The following is a 19481-nucleotide window of genomic DNA, read 5'->3' as shown; positions in this document are numbered from 1 at the left end:
CTTAACCAGGCGGCAGCCTGTTTGCGATTGCCGGGGGCAGTGCCCGCAGCACCAGCCGTCGCAGTGGCATCCAGCCTGTTCCGATAATGAGAACGATCGCGCCCACGACGATCAGCGTCGTGAAGATGTAGGTGTCGACAGTCGCGCTTCCGTGCCGGAAGACGCTGAAGATCGCAACACCGAGTGATAGCAGCCCCGAGGTGACGAAAGCGCGGCGATCGATGATCAGACCGATCAGCATCAGCGCCGCCACGGTCGCGACGACCACGGGGGTCTGGGCCGACATGTTCGCCAGGTCGAAGATACGGCCGCCTTCTCCTAGAGACAGCAGAGAAACGGTGCTGTAGAGCAGCGCCGGCGCCGCACCGAGATGCAGCCAGAAAGCAATATCCGAGCGCGTCGTCCGGCGCAGCCGGTCGCCGAGATCGAAATAGAGCGCCATCGCGAAGAGGCCGAGCGCGCAGACGAGGGACACCGCAGCCAGCAGGGCAAGATGGTCGACGAAAAATGCGGGATTGCCGCTTAGCCATTGCGCTAAACGTAAAAGCAGGGTGAGCACCAGGGCAAGTATCGACATGATGGCGAGCGCCAGCGTCAAGGGCACGCGATAGCGGGCATAGTAGATGCCGAGAAGGATCGGGAAGCCGGCAATGAACTGCGTGAGGTCCGCCCCTATCTCGAAGGTCCACGGCGTAAAGACACGGGACATCAGCAAAAATGTCCAGCAGAACAGCGCGATCGTCAAGCCGACGGCCGGCAGGGCGAGCCGCTGACGCCGCACGAGAATTTCCGAAAGCACGAGGATAGCGGGCGGCACCGCGTAAAGCGGCGCAAGCCCCCAGAGGCCGCCGAGCGCCACGACGACGCCGATGGTGATCAGCACGTCGTGGAAGCCGCGCACGAAACGCGGCGTCTCCGTATCCGACCAGGCCTGTCCTTCAGCCGCCATTACCGGCTGCGCCTCGGCGACGGCCACACCGTGCGCGATCAGAAACGGCAGAAGCCGCTCTCCGGCCTCCGGCGAAATCAGTCCCTGGCGCCCCGCCTCGTCGAGTATCGACCTCAGTTCCGTCATGCCGGTTTATCTCCCCGGAATCATTGAGCCCGCGCGGATGCTATTGTAAGCATTGTGCGCTGCATATGGCGGGAGGAGCGAATGTCGGCAGAAAAGCTTTCCTTCGAGGATTTCCAGCCCGGCCGCCGCTTCGCGCTCGGCCCGAAGCTGGTGATCGCTGAGGAAATCATTGAGTTCGCAAGCGAATTCGACCCGCAGCCGATGCATCTCGATGAGGCGGCCGGCCGCGCCAGCATTCTCGGGGGGCTCGCCGCGTCCGGATGGCACACCTCTTCGATGTTCATGCGCATGATGGCCGACAGCTATGTGCTGCATTCGCTCTGCGAGGGTGCACCGGGCGTCGATCTGATGGAATGGCGCAAGCCGGTGCTTGCCGGCGACACGCTGTCTGGCCATTCGACCGTCCTCGAAGCCCGGCCGATGCGCTCGCGCGCCGGAATGGGCATCGTCAAGTTTCGTCATGAGGTCGGAAACCAGCGCGGCGAACTCGTCTGCGTCTCGGAGAATTCGGTGATGATCCGTATGCGTCCCACCTCGGAGCTGTCAGCATGAGAATGTCGGAACTTTACGCCGTCGGCGAGAAGGTCGAGATCGGCAGCTACGCCTTTACCGAAGAAAACATCATCCGTTTCGCGACGCGCTACGATCCGCAGCGTTTCCACATCGACAAGGAAGCCGCCAAAGACACGCTCTTCGGCGGCCTCTGCGCTTCGGGCTGGCACACCACGGCCGCCTGGATGCGGACCTTCCTCGCCTTTTGGGAAAGGCAGAGCGCCGCACTCGCGCAGGAGGGCCTGACGTCGCCGAACCTCGGCCCCTCGCCCGGCTTCCAGAAGTTGCAATGGCTGCGGCCGGTCTTCGCAGGCGACGTCGTCACCTATTCCGTCGCCTTCCTCGCCAGCCGGCCGCTCGCGTCGCGGCCGGGCTGGCACCTCAACACCATCCTCTGCGAGGGCGTCGATCAAAACGGCGATGCCGTAATCCGCTTCGAAAGCAGCGTGCTCGAATTCGACTGACGCTGCCGCATAGTAGCCACAGACTCAGTGACCGGAGAATTCGACCAGCGTGTGCACGACGACGCCGAGCTCTTCCAGCTTCTTGCGGCCGCCGAGATCCGGCAGATCGATGACGAAGCAGGCGCCGACCACTTCGGCGCCGATTTGGCGCAGCAGCTTCGTGGCACCCACCGCCGTGCCGCCGGTAGCGATCAGGTCGTCGACCAGGATCACCTTCTCGCCGGGCTGCACCGCATCGCGATGCATCTCCATCTCGTCGACGCCATATTCCAGGCTGTAGGCGATGCGCACGGTCTCGTGCGGCAGCTTGCCCTTCTTGCGGATCGGCACAAAGCCCGAGGAAAGCTGGTGCGCCACCGCGCCGCCGAGGATGAAGCCGCGCGCCTCCATGCCGGCGATCTTGTCGATCTTCATGCCCGCATAGGGCTGCACGAGTTCGTCGACTGCTCGGCGGAAAGCGCGGGGGTTGCCGAGCAGCGTGGTGATGTCACGGAAGATGATGCCCGGCTTGGGATAGTCGGGAATGGAGCGGATGCTGGCTGCGAGCTCCGAAGTCGTATTGTCCATGGAAAATCCATATCTGCGAGCGCATGAAACTGGCCGCACCCTATCAATTGACAGGAATGGAACCAACAAAAAAGGCGGCCTGCAAGCCGCCTTTCGAATTCCGGTAGGGAACGCTCAGTGTTCCTTGTTGGCGTAAACCGAGCGCTTCGTCAGGTAGATCAGCACCGTGAAGATCGCCAGGAAGATCATGACCATGAAGCCGGTGCGCTTGCGCTCTTCGAGATGCGGCTCGGCGGCCCACATCAGGAAGGCGGAAACGTCCCTGGAATACTGCTCGACGGTCGCCGGCGCGCCGTCGTCATAGGTCACCTGGCCGTCGGAGAGCGGCTTCGGCATGGCGAGGACGGCGGCGGCATGGAAATAAGGGTTATAATGTCCACCCTGAGGCACCTGGAAACCGGCCGGCGGCTCTTCATAGCCGGTCAGCAGCGAGTGGATGTAGTCCGGTCCGCTTTCCTGATATTGGGTGAAGATATCGAAGACGAATTGCGGGAAACCGCGCTCGACCTCGCGGGCCTTTGCGATCAACGAAAAGTCGGGCGGAGCCGCGCCATTGTTGGAAGCAGCCGCCGCTTCCGCATTGGGGAAAGGCGACGGGAAGTGATCGGAAGGGACCGCCTTGCGGGTAAACATCTCGCCGGCGGCGTTCGGGCCATCCTGGACCTCGTAATTCGCGGCGAAAGCCTTCACCTGCGCCTCGGAATAACCGAGCTCGTCGAGCATGCGGAAAGGCACAAGGTTCATCGAATGGCAGGCGGAACAGACTTCGGTATAGACTTTGAGGCCGCGCTGAAGCTGAGCCTTGTCGTAATGACCGAACGGTCCGGCAAAGCTCCATTCCTCCTCTTTCGGCTCCTTCAGCGGATAGTGCGGCGTCGCGCCTTCCTCGTGATGGGCAGGTGCTGCTCCATTCGCGGGCGCCGCTTCCTCGGCGAAGGCTGCGCTGCCGAGAACGACAGCGACGGCGAGCGGCAGAATGCTTGCAACAAGCGTTTTCATATTTCTATTCCCTTCCGTCGCGCGCTTACGCATTGGCCGCTGCACTGGCGGCAGCTGTCTTGTTGCGCTTTTCGAGCACCGCTTCGGTGATCGAGTTCGGGATACGGCGCGGCGTTTCCACCAGGCCTAGAACTGGCATCGCGACCAGGAAGAAAGCGAAGTAGAGGAGTGTGCAGATCTGCGAGATCGTGGTGAACAGCCCTTCCGCCGGCTGCGAACCGAGCCAGCCGAGGATGATCGCATTGATCACGAACAGCCAGTAGAACAGCTTGTACCAGGGGCGGTAGACGGCCGAACGGACCTTCGAGGTATCGAGCCACGGCAGGAAGAACAGCACGATGATCGCGCCGAACATCACCAGCACGCCGCCGAGCTTGGAGTCGATCGGGCCGATATTGAAGGTGATCGAGCGCAGCATCGCGTAGAAGGGCAGGAAGTACCATTCCGGAACGATGTGGGCCGGCGTCTTCAACGGGTCAGCCGGGATGTAGTTGTCGGCATGGCCGAGGAAGTTCGGCAGGTAGAAGACGAAATAGGCATAGACCAGCAGGAAGACCGAAACGCCGAGCGCATCCTTCATCGTCGCATAGGGCGTGAAGCGAACCGTGTCGGTCTTCGTCTTGACCTCGACGCCCGTCGGGTTGGTCTGGCCGACGACATGCAGCGCCCAGATGTGCAGGACGACGACGCCGGCGATCATGAAGGGCAGCAGGTAGTGCAGCGAGAAGAAGCGGTTCAGCGTCGGCTGGTCGACGGCAAAGCCGCCGAGCAGGAACTGCTGGATCCATTCGCCGACCAGCGGGAAAGCCGAGAAGAAGCCGGTAATGACCGTCGCACCCCAGAAGGACATCTGGCCCCAGGGCAGGACGTAGCCCATGAAACCGGTCGCCATCATCAGGAGGTAGATGACCACGCCAAGGATCCAGAGGATTTCGCGCGGCGCCTTGTAGGAGCCGTAGTAAAGACCGCGGGCGATGTGCAGGTAGACGGCAACGAAGAAGAAGGATGCGCCGTTGGCATGCATGTAGCGCAGCAGCCAGCCGTGGTTGACGTCGCGCATGATCTTTTCAACGGAGTTGAAGGCGATCGTCGTGTCGGCGGCGTAGTGCATGGCGAGCGTGACACCCGTCAGGATCTGCACCACCAGCATGACGGCGAGCATGGCGCCGAAGGTGTAGGCATAGTTCAGGTTACGCGGAACCGGATAGGCGATGAAGCTGTCATAGACCATGCGCGGCAGCGGAAGGCGCGCATCGACCCATTTCTCGAGGCCGGTTGATGGCTCGTAGCTGGAATGGCCACTCATTAATCAGTCTCCCCTCAACCGATCTTGATTTTGGTATCGGACAAAAATGAAAAGGTCGGAATCGCCAGGTTCTGCGGCGCAGGACCCTTACGAATACGGCCGGCCGTGTCGTAGACCGAGCCATGGCAGGGACAGAACCAACCATTGTATTCGCCGGCCTGGCCGAGCGGCACGCAGCCGAGATGTGTGCAGGTGCCGATCATGACGATCCAGTTTTCCTTGCCCTTGCCGCCCGAACGGTCAACACCCGTTGCCTGAGCGTCGACAGGAAGGTTTGCATTGCGCGCGACCGGATCCTTGAGGTCCGACAGCGGAACATCGGCTGCGGCCGTCACTTCTTCCGGGGTACGGTTACGGATGAAGATCGGCTTGCCGCGCCATTTGACCGTCAGCGACATGCCGGGCTCGAGGCTGGCAACGTCGACTTCGATGGAGGCGAGAGCGAGCGTCGAAGCATCAGGACGCATCTGATCGATGAACGGCCAAGCGACCGAAACGGCGCCGACGGCGCCTGCCATACCAGTGGTGAGATAAAGGAAATCACGGCGAGTGGGTTCGCCCATGCCCTCGCTTGTCGTTTCGTGTTCGCTCACGGCTAACATCCTCTGCGCAATTTTCGCGGAATTCCGCCCTACCCCCTCTACCGGCGAATCTCTCTGGACACAATTCGGCCATAGATTCCCCGGCAATCCGGCGCGTTCTATGCTTGATCGCAAATTATGTCCAGCCTTGACAAGGGGATGAGGGCACAATGTCGCGGGAAATTTCGGATGAATTTTTTAAGGCAAACACGCGCTCGCCATTATGTTGCATTGCAACAAAAAAGCCGGCGTGATAGGCGCAGTCACAACCACGCCAGCGAGCCGGACCGGAGCGGATGAGAGACACGATTTTTTGCGTATTGAGCGTCCTCACCACCCTCGTCCTCGCCATCGTCTCTCTGCGCTATGTCAAAGATTTCTACCTGCTTTCCTTCTTTTACAGCTTCCAGCTCCATCTGGCGGCGGCCGCGGCGGCCGCCTCGATCGCGGCCCTTCTCGTCAAGCGGCACTGGTATGGGTTTCTGACGCTCGGCGTATCGCTGGTTCTTGCCGTCCACGGCGCCGTGATGATGCGCGAATTCGTCGAGCCCGCGGTCGATCAAAGCCGCCCGGTCCTCTTCAAGCTGATGTCCTTCAATATCGAGAACGATAATTTCGCGAACGGGGCAGCGATCGCCGACATGGCCATTGCCTCAGGCGCCGACGTCGTCAACATCCTGGAGGCCGAACCGCTGCTGTCGGAATTGCCGCGGCTGTTGAAGACCTACCCTTATTACATCGGCTGCGGTGTCGGCATGGAGCAATGCGATACGCTGGTCCTGTCGAAGCGCCCGCTTATCGAACCTCGTATCCGCAGCCTCGGGCTCCTATGGCGCAACCGGCTGACGATCTCGACGATCGATTTCGACGGCCAGAAGGTCAATTTCCTCGCCGCGCACCTGACCAAACCCTATTACGACGAATTCCACGGCCTTGAGATCGCAGACCTCGCGGAGATTATCCCTTCCCTGCCGGGACCGCTCGTTCTTGCCGGTGATTTCAATACGTCGATTCTGGCGCCCGACGTGCAGTATCTCATGCGCAGCCAGGGCCTGGGCACGGCATCGCTGGAGCCGGCGACATGGCCAATCCGCGCCGGTGCTTTGGGCATTCCGATCGATCATATCTTCAGCAGGGCGCCCCTGCGGCTGAAATCGGTCCGCCGCATCGAGGACAGTTTCGGATCAAACCATTTTGGCCTCATGGCGGAATTCGTCGTCGACCCTTGAGCCCACATCCTCGTCCGTCGCGAGGAAGCCGCCGGACTGGCGTGCCCAAAGTTCGGCATAGAGCCCGCCGCGGCGAAGCAGTTCGTCATGGCTGCCCTCCTCGATGATCCGGCCGAGATCGACGACGATCAGCCGGTCGAGTGCGGCGATCGTCGACAGCCGATGGGCGATCGCAAGCACCGTCTTGCCTTCCATGATCCGGTGGAGATTGGACTGGATCGCTTCCTCCACTTCCGAATCGAGCGCCGACGTCGCCTCGTCGAGAACAAGGATCGGGGCATCCTTCAGCATGACGCGGGCAATGGCGATGCGCTGGCGCTGCCCGCCAGACAGTTTGACACCGCGCTCTCCGACATGCGCATCGAAACCTCTGCGGCCCTGCTGATCCTGCAGGCGGGCGATGAAGTCGATGGCTTCGGCGCGCTTGGCCGCCTCGACCAGCCCCTCCTCGCCGGCATCCGGCCGTCCGAACAGGATATTGTCACGCACCGAACGGTGCAGCAGCGAAGTGTCCTGGCTGACGACGCCGATCTGCATCCTGAGCGATTCCTGCGTCACGGCTGCAATATCCTGGCCGTCGATGAGAATGCGGCCGTCCTGGATGTCGTAGAGCCTTAGAAGCAGGTTCATCAGGGTCGACTTCCCCGCGCCCGAACGGCCGACGATTCCGACCTTTTCGCCCGGTCGGATGGTCAGAGAGAAATTCTCGACGACCGGCTGATGACCCTTGCCGTAGCGGAAGGAAACATTGTCGAAGCGGATGCCGGGATGGCGGATCACCAGGTTTTTGGCATCGGCCCGGTCGACGAGCCCCAGCGGCTGCGAGATCAGTTCGGCGGCGTTCTGGATGGTGCCGAGATTGCGCATGATGCCGTTGAACTGCGTCATCAGCCGTCCGAGCAGGAAATTCAGCCGGAGCACCAGCGCCAACGAGAATGCCACAGCACCGGAACTGACCAGGCCGCGCAGCCACAAGTCGACGCTCAGCCCCGCCATCGTCACGATCATCAGGCCGGAGAGCAGCGCCATGGAGGCCCTGACACCAGTGATGAACCGCGTGAAACGCAGCACCGTATCCTGATAGATATCGAAGCCCTGCCGCATATAGCGGTCGCTCTCCTCATCGCGCGCAAACAGCTTCAGCGTCTGCATGTTGCTGTAGGAATCGACCATCCGGCCATTCAGCATCGATCCGGCTTCCGCCGTTTCGCGGGAATGATGGCGAATTCGCGGAACGAAGTGGCGGGCAAGCAGGCTGAAGGCGCCAAGCCAGAACAGCACGACGGCGGCAAGGGAGAAGTCCAGCCGGGCGACGAGCACCAGCGTCGTTACGGCATAGATGCCGACGAACCAGACGCTTTCCATCAGCGAGGTGACGAGATCGCCGGTTGCCTGCCCGGCCGACCAGACCTTGGTGACGATACGTCCGGAGAAATCGCTCTGAAAGAACGATAAAGACTGGCGGGAGACATGGAGATAGGACTGCCAGCGTGCTAGATTATAGAAACCAGGCGTGATCACCTGCTGATCGACGAGCGCGATCAGGAAGGCGACGACGAAGCGCACGACCCCGATGAGGGCGAGCATGCCGAACAGTTCGCCGCCATGGGCTGCGAGAAGTCCGCTCCAGCCGGCGCCGGGCTTGATACTGCCGAGGATATCGACCAGCCGGCCGACGAACCAGAAGAGCGCCGCCTCGATTGCCGCCGATGTCCCGCCGAGAACGAGCATGGCGATGAACGGCATCCTCGCCTGGCCGATATAGAACCAGACGAAGCCGAGCGTCGAGCGCGGCGGCTGGAGATTGGCGCGTGGACGGAACGGATCGATCCAGGTTTCGAACAGGCGGAGGATGGGGCGCAGGAACATAGAAGCGATATAGGCGGATTGAGGGGAGCGGCAAAGAGAATGAAAAGCGGACGCAATCTTATATTTTTGTAATAAACGATAACATCGGCGGCATCGCCATTGACTGCCCCCGAACCCGTCACAATCTGACGTTACGATCGCGTGTCACCGGAGAGAAGGTCCATGGAAACGAAAATGCTCGATGCGCATATTCCGCTTCCGCTTGCAGAGAGGCTGGACGCCCTGGCCATCGACCTGGCGCAGCCGCGCGACGAAATCGTCACCGAGGCCATCACCGCCTGGATCGACCAGGAGGAGCGCCGCCGCATCACGGCGCTGCGCACGATCGCCGCCGCCAACACCATCGTCCTGATCGAACATCACCGCGCGATCGACTGGGCCGACAGCCTTTGAACGGATAGCAACCGCGCCGGCAAATTCGAAGCGACCCTGAGAATTCAAGAGGCCCTCCCCGCTTTCGCAGGGAGGGCCTCTTTCATCTTATTCCGCAGCCTCTTCCGCTTCCTCGGCGTGATCGGAGAGGAAGCCGCCGGACTGGCGGTTCCAGAGGTCGGCATAGATACCGCCGCCCTCGATCAGTTCGCTGTGCGAGCCGGCCTCGATGATCCGGCCCTTGTCGAGCACGATCAGCCGGTCCATCTCCGTCAGCGTCGAAAGCCGGTGGGCGATCGCGATCACCGTCTTGCCCTCCATCAGGGCAAAGAGGTTCTCCTGGATTGCCGCTTCGACTTCCGAATCGAGCGCCGAAGTTGCCTCGTCGAGCACCAGGATCGGCGCGTCCTTCAGGAAAACGCGGGCGATCGCGATGCGCTGCCGCTGACCGCCAGACAGCTTGACGCCGCGTTCGCCGACCTGCGCGTCGAGCCCCTCGCGGCCCTGCATGTCGACGAGGCCTTCGATGAACTCCCAGGCATTCGCACGTTTGGCGGCCTCGATTATCTCGACGTCCGAGGCATCGGGACGGCCATAGGCGATGTTGTCGCGGATCGAGCGATGCAGCAGCGACGTATCCTGCGTCACCACGCCGATCAGCGAGCGCAGGCTTTCCTGCGAGACGCCGGCGATGTCCTGCCCGTCGATGGTGATGCGGCCGGCCTCCAGGTCGTAGAAGCGCAGCAGCAGGTTCATCAGCGTCGTCTTACCGGCGCCGGAGCGGCCGACCAGGCCGACCTTCTCGCCCGCCTTGATGTCGAGCGACAGATTGTCGATGACACCCTTGCTCTTGCCGTAGTGGAAGCGGATGCGGTCGTAGTGGATCGCGCCCTTCTTCGCCGTCAAGGTGGGCGCACCCGGCTTGTCGACGATGTCGTGTTGCTTGCTCATCATCTCCATGCCGTCATAGACCGTGCCGATATTCTCGAACAGCGCCGAGACTTCCCACATGATCCATTGCGACATGCCGTTGACGCGCATGGCAAGACCAATGGCGATGGCGATGGCACCGACGGAGATCGCTCCGTTCAGCCAGAACCAGATCGACAGGCCCGAAATGACGAAGAGCGCAACGCAGTTGTTCAGATAGACGCTGATGTGGAAGAGCGTCACCTTTCGCATCTGCTTGTGCACGGTCTGCAGGAACTCATCCATGCCCTCCTTGGCATAGACCTCCTCGCGGCCCGCATGCGAAAACAGCTTGACGGTGGCGATATTCGTATAGCTGTCGACCACGCGCCCCGTCATCATCGAGCGCGCATCCGCCTGGGCGGCCGCGATCTTGCGAAGCCGTGGCACGAAATAGGCGACGATGCTGATATAGACGGCGAGCCAGACGAGGATCGGGATCATCAGCCGCCAGTCGGCCGCTGCGATGACGATGATCATCGTCAGGAAGTACGTCACGACATAGACGAAGACGTCGAGGATCTTCATCACCGTCTCGCGCACGGCGAGCGACGTCTGCATCACCTTGGTGGCGACACGCCCGGCAAACTCGTTGGCGAAGAACGACATGCTGTGGCGCAGCAGGAAGCGGTGCATCTGCCAGCGTGCGATCATCGGATAATTGCCGAGCATCATCTGATGCATGATGAGAGAATCGAGCCCCGCCGTCAGCGGCAGACCGACCAGCACAAGCGCCGCCATCCAGAAAAGCTTGTGACCCTCCGTCTGCAGGAAGGTGGCGCGGTCGGCATTGGTCAGCCAGTCGACGATGTCGCCCAGGAACTGGAACAGCGCCACTTCGCCGACGGCGATCAGCGCTGTCAGCAGCGCCATCAGGCCGAGCCAGGGGGCTGCCGGCTTGCTGTAATGCCAGCAGAAGGCAAAGAGACCCTTCGGCGGGGCGACAGGCTCCTCGCTCGGAAAGGGATTGAGTCGCTGTTCGAACCAGCCAAACATGAAATTGCTCCGAAACGTCAGCGTTTCGGCTCCCGGCTTCGCGCCATCCCAGCGCCATGCAAGCACATATGGGAACCGAACGTTCAAGCGGCGAGGCCGAAACAGCCGCACAATGGATCAAAAGGGGGGATTTCAGAAAGAAATGCGCACTAGCGGCGGCGTGTCGCCTTAATCGGCATCACGGCGGGAAGGCGCATATCGAGCAAAATATTCATGTGACCCTCCCTGCTGGCGATTGAAGATAGGCATGGATAACGCGAAAACCGCGAAAATTCCAGCCCTCTATTGCCGTAAATTGAACGTTTCCTGGTCAAAACGCGCCCTGTTGCGCCGAAATCACAGTTGCATTAGGCCTTTGACGGCGAAAGCGGAAAGACGGCGCATCATGACTTTACTCAGACTGGCACTCTATCAGCCGGATATTCCTGGCAATACCGGCACGATCCTGCGCCTTGCCGCCTGCCTTGGCTTCGCGGTCGATTTGATCGAGCCCGCCGGCTTCGATGTGTCCGACCGCAACCTGAAACGGGCCGGCATGGATTATATCGCCGCCGCGGCCCTCACCCGCCATGTCAATTGGGACCGCTTCGAAGTGTGGCGTCTGACCACCGGCCGCCGCCTGATCCTCGCCTCGACCAAGGCGGCGGAGCGCTACACTGATTTTGCCTTCCGCCCGGACGATATCCTGCTCTTCGGCCGCGAAAGCGCCGGCGTGCCGGATCAGGTCCATGAAGCAGCCGATGCACGCATCCTGATCCCAATGGTCGACGGCCAGCGTTCGATCAACGTCGCTGTTTCGGCCGCCATGATCGTCGGCGAGGCAATGCGCCAAACCGTCTGGACCTGACGAACGCGGGCGCCGGCGGAGCAAAGCCTGCGGAATTGCCGATCCGCTCCAGAATATGTCGCAAAATAGCGTTGTCTATCTGTGAAACCCGCGTATATTTATTAGCCGGGCAATCAAAAATTCAATATTGGCCTCCATGATTCCAATAAGTTGGAATAGCTATGCGAGGAAAGCAGCACTTCTCCAGATCTGTGAAAGAAGAATAAAAACAACAAAATGGACTCCACAATCATCATGATCAACCTGTTCGGCGCCGTGGCTCTGCTGCTGTTCGGCCTCGCGCAGGTAAAGGATGGCGTATCCAGAGCCTTCGGAGCCCGCCTCAGAACGGGTCTGGCGACCGGTACGCGCGGCAGTCTTCGTTCTTTCCTGTCGGGTCTCGTTGCAACGGTCGCGCTGCAGAGTTCGACGGCAACGGCGCTGATGACCGCCTCCTTCGTCGAACGTGACCTGATCAAGCCGCGCATGGCGCAGATCGTTCTGCTCGGCGCCAATGTCGGTACCGCGATCACAGCCTGGATCGTCGCCACCGGCATCGAATGGCTTTCCCCGCTTCTGATCCTCGCCGGCATCGTGCTTTACCGCGGCCGCTCCAGCACCAGCCAGGGCGGCGGCACGGCGCTGATCGGCATCGGGCTGATGCTGCTGTCGCTGCACCTTCTCGGCCTTGCGACGGAGCCCATGCGCGCCTCTCCCGCCCTTGCGGCCTTCATCGGCCTGCTGGACGGCGCCCTGCCCGTGGCAATGATCGTCTCGGCGGCACTCGCCTTTGCGTCCTCGTCGAGCCTTGCGGTGGTGGTGCTCATCCTGTCGCTTGCCTCGGCCGGCGTGGTCTCTGCCGAACTCGTCATCGTGCTCGTGCTCGGCGCCAATCTCGGCGGTGCGATACCGCCTGTCGTCGCGACATTATCCGGCCCGGCTTCGGCGCGGCGCGTCACTCTCGGCAATCTCGCCATCCGCACGCTCGGCTGTCTCATCGCCCTGCCGCTGGCGGGCTACGGTGCGGAACTCATCCAGATGCTGCCCTTTGGCCCGGCCAAGCTGCCGGTCGATGCGCATCTTACCTTCAACCTTCTGCTGGCAGCAGTTGCCTGGCCATTCTCCAGGCCGCTCGCCGCCCTGATGGCCAGGCTGGTGCCGGATCAGGCCGAGCCTGACAGTGCCCCGAAATATCTGGATGCGCAGGAGCTTTCGACGCCGGTCGTGGCCCTCGCCAGCGCCACCCGCGAAGTGCTCGGAGTCGGCGACCTGATCGAGCGCATGCTGATCCGGGTCTCCGAAGCCTTCGAGCGCAACGACGCATCCAAGCTTGCCGAGATCCCCGCCCTCGAAGAGCGCGTCGACCGACTGCAGCAGGCAGTGAAGGTCTATCTCTCCAGACTTGGCCGCGAGGGTCTCAGCGATGAGAACGCCCGCCGCTCGATCGTCGTCATCGACTATGCGATCAACCTCGAACATATGGGCGACATCATCGAGAAGGGCCTGTTGGAGCAGGTGACGAAGAAGATCTCGCTTGGCCTGAAATTCTCCGAGGACGGTCATCAGGAACTGCGCAAGTTGTTCGATCTGACGATCGACAATCTGCGCGTCGCCCAGACGATCTTCGTCACCCGCGATTTCAATCTCGCGCGTCAGATGATGGAGGTGAAGGTCGAGGTGCGCCGGATGGAAAAACAATCTGCCGAGCGCCACCTCGAACGTCTGCGCGATGGCCGCGCCGACAGCCTGCAGACGAGTTCGCTGCATCTCGACATGCTGCGCGACCTGAAGCGCATCAACGCCCACATCGTCTCCGTCGCGCATCCAATCATGGATGAAAGCGGCCTCTTGATCGAAAGCCGCGTACGCACCACTGCGAAGTGACGATCAGTCGGCCGAAGGCAGGCGGCGCATGGTGAATTCGATCTGGTCGCCGTCGAGCTGGCGCCAGCTTTCCACCTCGGTCCAGTAGGCGGCTTTCGGATATTCGTCGAACCATTCGCGCGCCTTGGCCCGCGCGTCCATGAGGCCGAGGCAATATGTCTCACGCACGAAATGGTCCTTCTTGCGCGGAGGATTTTCCGCCCGATGTCTCGCTATCCTGCGCTTCAGCCCATCGAAGGATGGAGGTCCTGGAACTTTTTTCATCTAACCTACCTCTTGGGAAAAGGTAGTATCGAAATACTTGATTTGCGAGTCGAATCTTGGAAGCGCCCAGCCGTGCTTGGCCACGCTTGGCGAGATGCTGCGCCAACTGCTAATCATGGCGCGCAATCAAGAATGAGCGAGTCGCCTCCACAGCGGATGTGACCGCCGGAGGCGCAAATGGAAAGACCGGAACTGCCGATCGGCTTGCCTGACGATATCGAAGAGAAGAAGGCTGCCGCCCGCAATTGGTTCGAGGGATTGCGCGATACGATCTGCGCCTCTTTCGAAGCCATCGAAGACGAATTGGAAGGGCCGCTCTCCGACCAGGAACCCGGCCGCTTCGTCGCCAAGGACTGGTCACGCGAAAACGGCGCCGGCGGCGGTGGCCGGATGTCGATGATGGAAGGCCGCGTCTTCGAAAAGGTCGGCGTCCACACCTCCACCGTTCACGGCGAATTCTCCCCGGATTTCCGGACGCAGATACCAGGTGCCAAGGATGATCCGCGTTTCTGGGCCTCGGGCATCTCGCTGATCGCCCACCCCGTGAACCCCAACGTTCCCGCCGTGCATATGAACACCCGCATGGTGGTCACATCAAGCCGCTGGTTCGGCGGCGGCGCCGACCTGACGCCGGTGCTGTCGCGCCGCCGGACCCAGGAGGACGAGGACAGCCAGCTCTTCCACAAGGCGATGGAGATCGCCTGCCGCAATCACGCCGTCGCCGATTACGATGCCTACAAGGCCTGGTGCGACGAATATTTCTTCCTGAAGCACCGCAATGAGGCCCGCGGCATCGGCGGCATCTTCTACGACTGGCTGCATTCGAGCGAGGAAGCCGGCGGCTGGAACGCCGATTTCGCCTTCACGCGCGATGTCGGCCGGGCCTTCGCCATGGTCTATCCGAAGATCGTTCGCTCCAACTTCAACAAGTTGTGGACAGAGGCCGATCGCGACGAACAATTGATCCGCCGGGGCCGCTACGTCGAATTCAATCTGCTGTATGATCGCGGCACGATCTTCGGCTTGAAGACCGGCGGCAATGTGGAATCCATTCTCTCCTCGCTGCCCCCCGTCGTCCGTTGGCCGTGAGACTGTGATATCTCATCGATAAATTCGAGTTGATAGACCTTCACGAAAATTCAGCGCGTCCTAACTTTATATGTATGTGCGTAACAATCGGAGGAGGATTGTCATGACGATACAAAGTGACTCGCCTACGTCCACGGATGTCCAGGAAACATCCCGCACGATCGACACATCCGAGTTTTTGACGCGCATCGCGGAGAAACTGCGGGCCAAGAGCGGCTCGGATTTGCCGCTGTCCTGCTTCATCGAGCAGGTCAAGCTGCAACTGGCCGGCGGGAAATCACCGGAACAGCTGCAGAACGAAGCCGCGGCCGCCAACAGCAACATGCCCGGCCAGCTTTCGGATACCTACAAAGCCTGGGCGATGCCCGACTGAAAGACCTTTTCCGGTCGTCATCTTATGCCGGCCGGAACCTTCTCCTCCTCCGCACATTCATCAATCGCGTGAAAGCGCGATGGGCGTTGCGTTTCAGACAGAGGAGAAAACCATGCGACTTTTCGAATGCGGCACGCTCGTTCCCGGCTGCGCTTGGCACACCCGGGCGGATAATGACGCAGAAGTGGTTCGCCGCGCCGTCGAGCACCTGAAGACGGCCCACGGCGAAACGACCATACGCGAAAACATGGTTGATAACATCAAGGCCCGCATCCGCGACGAAGCGACCGCCGCCTGATAGCTGGGCGAGTATCGATACCAACGACCAAAGCCGCCGCATCCGACGGATGCGACGCCGCTTTGCCTATTGCACGCGTTCCTGCAGCCGGACGAGCAGTTCCGCCCGGTCGGAGGCGAAATTTTCCTCCACCCACTGGTTTTCCAGGCCGGCAAGCAATTCGCCGACGCGCGGGCCGGACGCCACTCCCGCCGAAATCACGTCGCCGCCGTTCAGCGGAAACTGCGGCTTCTTCCAATGCATTGCCTTGTCCAGCAGCTTGATGAGCCGCGCCGACCGCGCCATTTCGTCGAAATCGCCTTCAGCCTTGCCGCGTGCCACCGCAAGCGCCAGCTTCAGCCGCGTCGTGATGCCGTCGGCGCCGTTGCGGTAAAGCAGCCTTTCGAAGGCGGCCGGCGACATCTCGTCATTGACGGGCGCTGCCATTGCCCAGGCCTTGAGAGTGGCCGCTTCCGCATTCGAGAGCTTGAGCCGGGCCGCAAGCGCCTCCACGCGCGCCGCGTCAGGCGGCACGATCGCCGCAAGGCGCAGCAACGGATCGGGCGTCCAGCCGAGCGCCTTTTCGGTGGTGATCAGCGATGGGATCGCATCGATGCCCCATCGTTCCGATTCCGGCAGGATTTCCGTCAACACGGCCACCTGCCGCATCCAGAGTAGCGCCCGGCCAGGATCGGCAGCACCGAGCAGCTTTCGCAATTCCGACCAGACGCGTTCTGCCGAAAGCATCTTCAGTTTTGAACGCGCTGCGGAACAGGCCTTCAGCCCCTCGGCGTCCGGCCGTCCTGACCCGTAATAGGCAAAGAAGCGGAAAAAACGCAGGATGCGCAAATGATCTTCGGCAATACGCCTTGCGGCATCGCCGATGAAGCGGATGTTGCGCGTCTTAATGTCGGCAAGTCCGCCGACGAGATCCACCACCTCGCCGTCGGCATCGGCGTAAAGCGCGTTGATCGTCAGATCCCGCCGTTCGGCATCTGCCTTCCAGTCGGTGCTGAAAGCAACCTTGGCATGGCGTCCGTCGGTCTCGAGGTCGGTGCGAAGCGTCGTCACCTCGAAGGGTTTGCCGTCGATCACGAGCGTCACTGTGCCGTGCTGCAGGCCGGTTGGTACCGCCTTGATGCCCGCCGCCGCTGCCCGCTCGATCACCGCCTCCGGTCTGAGCGTCGTGGCGATGTCGACATCGCTGACCGGCAGGTCCATCAGGCTGTTGCGCACCGCGCCGCCGACCACCCGTCCTTCCCCGCCATCGGCGTTGAGAAGTGCGAAGATCCGGCCGAGTGCCGGGTCGCGGAACCATGCTTGGTCGGCAAGGCCGGTCATGCATAAAGCCTTTCGTAAAGCGTGCGGACGATGCCGGCGGTGATGCCCCAGATCATTCTGGTTTCATAGGGCACGCGGTAGAAATGTCGGTCGATCCCGTCGATGACACGCCTGTCGCGGGTGTGATTGGCAGGATCCATCAGGAAGGAAAGCGGCACCTCGAACACGTCGTCCACCTCGGTCGGGTTCAGCGTCAGCGCGAAGCCCGGCGTGACGACGCCGAGCACAGGCGTGATGCGGAAGCCCGTCGAGGCAAGATAATTCGGCAAGCGACCGACGGTTTCGACGAAGGAACCGGCCAGGCCGATCTCCTCTTCCGTCTCGCGGATCGCCGCCATTTCGGGCGAGACATCTGCAGGATCGATCGAACCGCCGGGAAAGGCGATCTGCCCGGAATGTTTGCGCAGCGTCGCCGTGCGCTTGGTGAAGATCACCTGCGCCTCCTCGCCGTCGTCGACGACGGGCACCAGCACGGCGGCGTCGCGCAGCTTGAAGGTTTCGACTTCGGCGACGATATCGGGGTTGAGGATATGGTCCCCGTGATCGCGCCAAGCATGATCGACCGGCCCGCCATTCTGGTTGAGCGCACGGCGACGGAATTCGGCTGCTGAGAACAGCGGATAACGTTGGGTAATTGCATCATTCATCGGGAAAGCGCATCCAGTTCGTCGGCCGGCATGACCGAGAAGACCTCGCCCGCGGAGCGGATCGCAAACATCGCGCGCCCTCCCACGTCGAAAGTCTCGCCGAGCGCGACCAGTTCATACATCACCGCACGCGACACCAGCGCCTCCAGCCGCCCGCGCACATGCAGATAGGGTTTCAGTTCGGCGTTGCCGTCCGCAATGGCAAAACGCAGCCGATGGTCTCCTCCCGCCTCCACGACATCGCCGACATTGGTACGGAAGGTCAGCACCTGCTGACCCTCTCGGTCCGTCACGCTCATCTCCACGGCGGTGAAGGGCGCGTCGACGACCCTTATCCCGACCTTTTCCACAGGAGTTACGAGATAGGTCTTCTTATCATCGTCCTTCCTCAAAACCGTCGAAAACAGCCGCACCAGCGCCGGCCGGCCGATCGGCGTGCCCATGTAGAACCAGGTGCCGTCGGCCCTGATTTCCATGTCGATATCGCCGCAAAAAGGCGGATTCCACCGCTCGACCGGCGGTAAGCCGCGTTTTTCTCCGCCACTTTCGTCAGATGCACGCGAAATCAGTGCGGCAAGTCCCGCCGCATCCGCCTGTCCGCTGATTTCATGGGCTGCCATTCTTCCGTCCCGGTTTGTCCTTAACGAAGTGAAGTCACGAGATAGTCATTCGCAACGAACTTGTCAGCCCGTCTCATCTCCATAACTCTATCGAGTATGAGGCACATGTATAAGTCCGCCGATTCGCTGCCGAATGATTTCAGCCGTTGGAGATGCCCGTGGGTATGATGAAGACCGAAGCCAGCCTCGATGAAAAGGCGATCGTCGCCGCCGCCGAAAAAGCGCTCTCCGATATCGCCGCCATCCGCGCGGAAGTCTCGAAGGTGATCTTCGGTCAGGAAAGCGTCGTCGAAAACACCATCCTCGCCGTGCTCTCCGGTGGCCATGCCCTGCTTGTCGGCGTTCCCGGTCTTGCCAAGACCAGGCTGGTGACGACACTCGGCGAGGTGCTCGGCCTTGCCGCCAACCGCATCCAGTTCACGCCGGATCTGATGCCCTCGGATATTCTCGGCTCCGAGGTGATGGACCAGGACGACAGTGGACGCCGCTCCTTCCGTTTCGTCAAGGGCCCGGTCTTCGCCCAGCTTCTGATGGCCGACGAGATCAACCGCGCTTCGCCGCGTACCCAATCTGCTCTTCTGCAATCCATGCAGGAATATCACATCACGATCGCCGGCCAGCGCTATGACCTGCCGGCGCCCTTCCATGTGCTCGCCACCCAGAACCCGCTCGAGCAGGAAGGCACCTATCCCCTGCCCGAAGCCCAGCTCGACCGCTTCCTGCTGCAGGTCGACGTCAACTATCCCGAACTTGCCGCTGAGCGGCAGATCCTGCTCGAAACGACGGGCCTGGGCGAAACCCGGCCGGAAGCCATCATCGATGCGCAGCGGTTGATCGAGATCCAGACCCTGGTGCGCCAGATGCCGGTGAGCGACACGGTTGTCGACGCCATCCTGGCGCTGGTGCGTTCGGCCCGTCCCGGACAGGGCAATGCCTCGACCGACAAGAACGTCGCCTGGGGTCCGGGCCCGCGCGCCGGCCAGGCAATGATGCTCTGCGCACGTGCCCGCGCCCTTTACGAAGGCCGTCTCGCACCGTCTCTGGACGATATTTTCGCGCTCGCCGAACCCATTCTCCAGCACCGCATGGCGCTGACTTTCGCCGCCCGCGCCGAAGGCATGTCGGTGCGCGACGTCATCGCCGGACTGGTCAAGCAGGCAAAGGGATAAGGAAGCCGGACG

21 protein-coding genes are annotated in these 19481 nt (G+C 61.5%); 10 read left to right on the top strand and 11 right to left on the bottom strand.

Going from position 1 to position 19481, the window contains the following annotated elements:
* Position 1: 1 nt before the first annotated feature.
* A complete protein-coding gene (locus FHT69_RS02035; protein WP_183904847.1) occupies positions 2-1075 on the bottom strand; it encodes a hypothetical protein in 1074 nt (357 codons plus the stop codon).
* 81 nt (positions 1076-1156) lie between these two features.
* Between FHT69_RS02035 and FHT69_RS02030 the strand changes: the two genes are divergently transcribed.
* The gene (locus tag FHT69_RS02030) at positions 1157-1627 is read left to right on the top strand and encodes a MaoC family dehydratase (RefSeq protein WP_063474526.1); all 471 of its coding nucleotides are present in this window, start codon (positions 1157-1159) and stop codon (positions 1625-1627) included.
* Complete coding sequence (locus FHT69_RS02025) at positions 1624-2091, top strand: MaoC family dehydratase (protein WP_063474525.1); 468 nt, start codon at positions 1624-1626, stop codon at positions 2089-2091. Before FHT69_RS02030 ends, FHT69_RS02025 begins: the two co-directional genes overlap by 4 nt.
* Before the next feature lie 24 nt (positions 2092-2115).
* On the opposite strand, the gene FHT69_RS02020 is transcribed toward FHT69_RS02025, so the two are convergent.
* The 4 genes from FHT69_RS02020 to petA all read right to left on the bottom strand — a co-directional run bounded on the left by FHT69_RS02020 (position 2116) and on the right by petA (position 5556).
* Complete coding sequence (locus tag FHT69_RS02020) at positions 2116-2658, bottom strand: adenine phosphoribosyltransferase (protein ID WP_018243044.1); 543 nt, start codon at positions 2656-2658, stop codon at positions 2116-2118.
* 114 nt (positions 2659-2772) lie between these two features.
* Entirely contained in the window at positions 2773-3657 is an 885-nt protein-coding gene (locus FHT69_RS02015) for a cytochrome c1 (protein ID WP_047611264.1), read from the bottom strand.
* Positions 3658-3682: 25 nt separating this feature from the next.
* Positions 3683-4963 (bottom strand): cytochrome b, encoded by a 1281-nt coding sequence (locus FHT69_RS02010; protein WP_047611266.1) that lies wholly within the window; start codon positions 4961-4963, stop codon positions 3683-3685.
* 14 nt (positions 4964-4977) lie between these two features.
* Positions 4978-5556 (bottom strand): ubiquinol-cytochrome c reductase iron-sulfur subunit, encoded by a 579-nt coding sequence (petA, locus tag FHT69_RS02005; protein ID WP_063474524.1) that lies wholly within the window; start codon positions 5554-5556, stop codon positions 4978-4980.
* Positions 5557-5840: 284 nt separating this feature from the next.
* Between petA and FHT69_RS02000 the strand changes: the two genes are divergently transcribed.
* Positions 5841-6773 (top strand): endonuclease/exonuclease/phosphatase family protein, encoded by a 933-nt coding sequence (locus FHT69_RS02000; protein ID WP_097542078.1) that lies wholly within the window; start codon positions 5841-5843, stop codon positions 6771-6773.
* On the opposite strand, the gene FHT69_RS01995 is transcribed toward FHT69_RS02000, so the two are convergent.
* The gene (locus FHT69_RS01995) at positions 6729-8642 is read right to left on the bottom strand and encodes an ABC transporter ATP-binding protein (RefSeq protein WP_097542077.1); all 1914 of its coding nucleotides are present in this window, start codon (positions 8640-8642) and stop codon (positions 6729-6731) included. The genes FHT69_RS02000 and FHT69_RS01995 overlap by 45 nt on opposite strands.
* Positions 8643-8804: 162 nt before the next feature.
* Here FHT69_RS01995 and FHT69_RS01990 point away from each other — a divergent pair, with 162 nt between their 5' ends.
* Complete coding sequence (locus FHT69_RS01990; protein WP_028757016.1) at positions 8805-9035, top strand: CopG family ribbon-helix-helix protein; 231 nt, start codon at positions 8805-8807, stop codon at positions 9033-9035.
* An 87-nt stretch (positions 9036-9122) separates the two neighbouring features.
* On the opposite strand, the gene FHT69_RS01985 is transcribed toward FHT69_RS01990, so the two are convergent.
* The gene (locus FHT69_RS01985; protein ID WP_028757015.1) at positions 9123-10979 is read right to left on the bottom strand and encodes an ABC transporter ATP-binding protein; all 1857 of its coding nucleotides are present in this window, start codon (positions 10977-10979) and stop codon (positions 9123-9125) included.
* 385 nt (positions 10980-11364) lie between these two features.
* On the opposite strand from FHT69_RS01985, the gene FHT69_RS01980 reads away from it, so the two are divergent.
* Positions 11365-11826, top strand: a complete 462-nt coding sequence (locus FHT69_RS01980; protein WP_183904846.1) for a tRNA (cytidine(34)-2'-O)-methyltransferase — start codon at positions 11365-11367, stop codon at positions 11824-11826.
* A gap of 216 nt (positions 11827-12042) precedes the next feature.
* Complete coding sequence (locus tag FHT69_RS01975; RefSeq protein ID WP_183904845.1) at positions 12043-13689, top strand: Na/Pi cotransporter family protein; 1647 nt, start codon at positions 12043-12045, stop codon at positions 13687-13689.
* 3 nt (positions 13690-13692) lie between these two features.
* On the opposite strand, the gene FHT69_RS01970 is transcribed toward FHT69_RS01975, so the two are convergent.
* Positions 13693-13953 carry a hypothetical protein gene (locus FHT69_RS01970; RefSeq protein ID WP_017965345.1) on the bottom strand — a complete coding sequence of 87 codons (261 nt, stop codon included), beginning with the start codon at positions 13951-13953 and terminating at the stop codon, positions 13693-13695.
* Positions 13954-14130: 177 nt separating this feature from the next.
* Here FHT69_RS01970 and hemF point away from each other — a divergent pair, with 177 nt between their 5' ends.
* The 3 genes from hemF (at position 14131) to FHT69_RS01955 (ending at position 15713) form a co-directional block, all read left to right on the top strand.
* A complete protein-coding gene (gene hemF / locus FHT69_RS01965; protein WP_028757012.1) occupies positions 14131-15042 on the top strand; it encodes an oxygen-dependent coproporphyrinogen oxidase in 912 nt (303 codons plus the stop codon).
* A 103-nt stretch (positions 15043-15145) separates the two neighbouring features.
* Positions 15146-15415, top strand: a complete 270-nt coding sequence (locus FHT69_RS01960) for a hypothetical protein (protein WP_183904844.1) — start codon at positions 15146-15148, stop codon at positions 15413-15415.
* A gap of 112 nt (positions 15416-15527) precedes the next feature.
* Positions 15528-15713 (top strand): DUF1059 domain-containing protein, encoded by a 186-nt coding sequence (locus FHT69_RS01955; RefSeq protein ID WP_010029983.1) that lies wholly within the window; start codon positions 15528-15530, stop codon positions 15711-15713.
* A gap of 66 nt (positions 15714-15779) precedes the next feature.
* Here FHT69_RS01955 and FHT69_RS01950 read toward each other — a convergent pair whose 3' ends face one another.
* The 3 genes from FHT69_RS01950 to FHT69_RS01940 are packed head-to-tail and all read right to left on the bottom strand — an operon-like array spanning position 15780 to position 18300.
* On the bottom strand, positions 15780-17033 hold the full coding sequence (locus FHT69_RS01950) for a CCA tRNA nucleotidyltransferase (protein WP_183904843.1): 1254 nt from the start codon (positions 17031-17033) through the stop codon (positions 15780-15782).
* Entirely contained in the window at positions 17030-17680 is a 651-nt protein-coding gene (locus FHT69_RS01945; RefSeq protein WP_028757009.1) for a CoA pyrophosphatase, read from the bottom strand. The genes FHT69_RS01950 and FHT69_RS01945 overlap by 4 nt, the downstream gene beginning before the upstream one ends.
* Positions 17677-18300 (bottom strand): DUF1285 domain-containing protein, encoded by a 624-nt coding sequence (locus tag FHT69_RS01940; protein WP_183904842.1) that lies wholly within the window; start codon positions 18298-18300, stop codon positions 17677-17679. Before FHT69_RS01940 ends, FHT69_RS01945 begins: the two co-directional genes overlap by 4 nt.
* A 158-nt stretch (positions 18301-18458) precedes the next feature.
* Between FHT69_RS01940 and FHT69_RS01935 the strand changes: the two genes are divergently transcribed.
* The gene (locus FHT69_RS01935; RefSeq protein WP_183904841.1) at positions 18459-19469 is read left to right on the top strand and encodes an AAA family ATPase; all 1011 of its coding nucleotides are present in this window, start codon (positions 18459-18461) and stop codon (positions 19467-19469) included.
* Positions 19470-19481: the final 12 nt, after the last annotated feature.

The organism is Rhizobium sp. BK008 (genome assembly GCF_014197345.1).
In the GTDB taxonomy this organism is placed as follows: Bacteria; Pseudomonadota; Alphaproteobacteria; order Rhizobiales; family Rhizobiaceae; genus Rhizobium; species Rhizobium anhuiense.
This window is presented reverse-complemented; position numbering and strand designations above follow the sequence as displayed.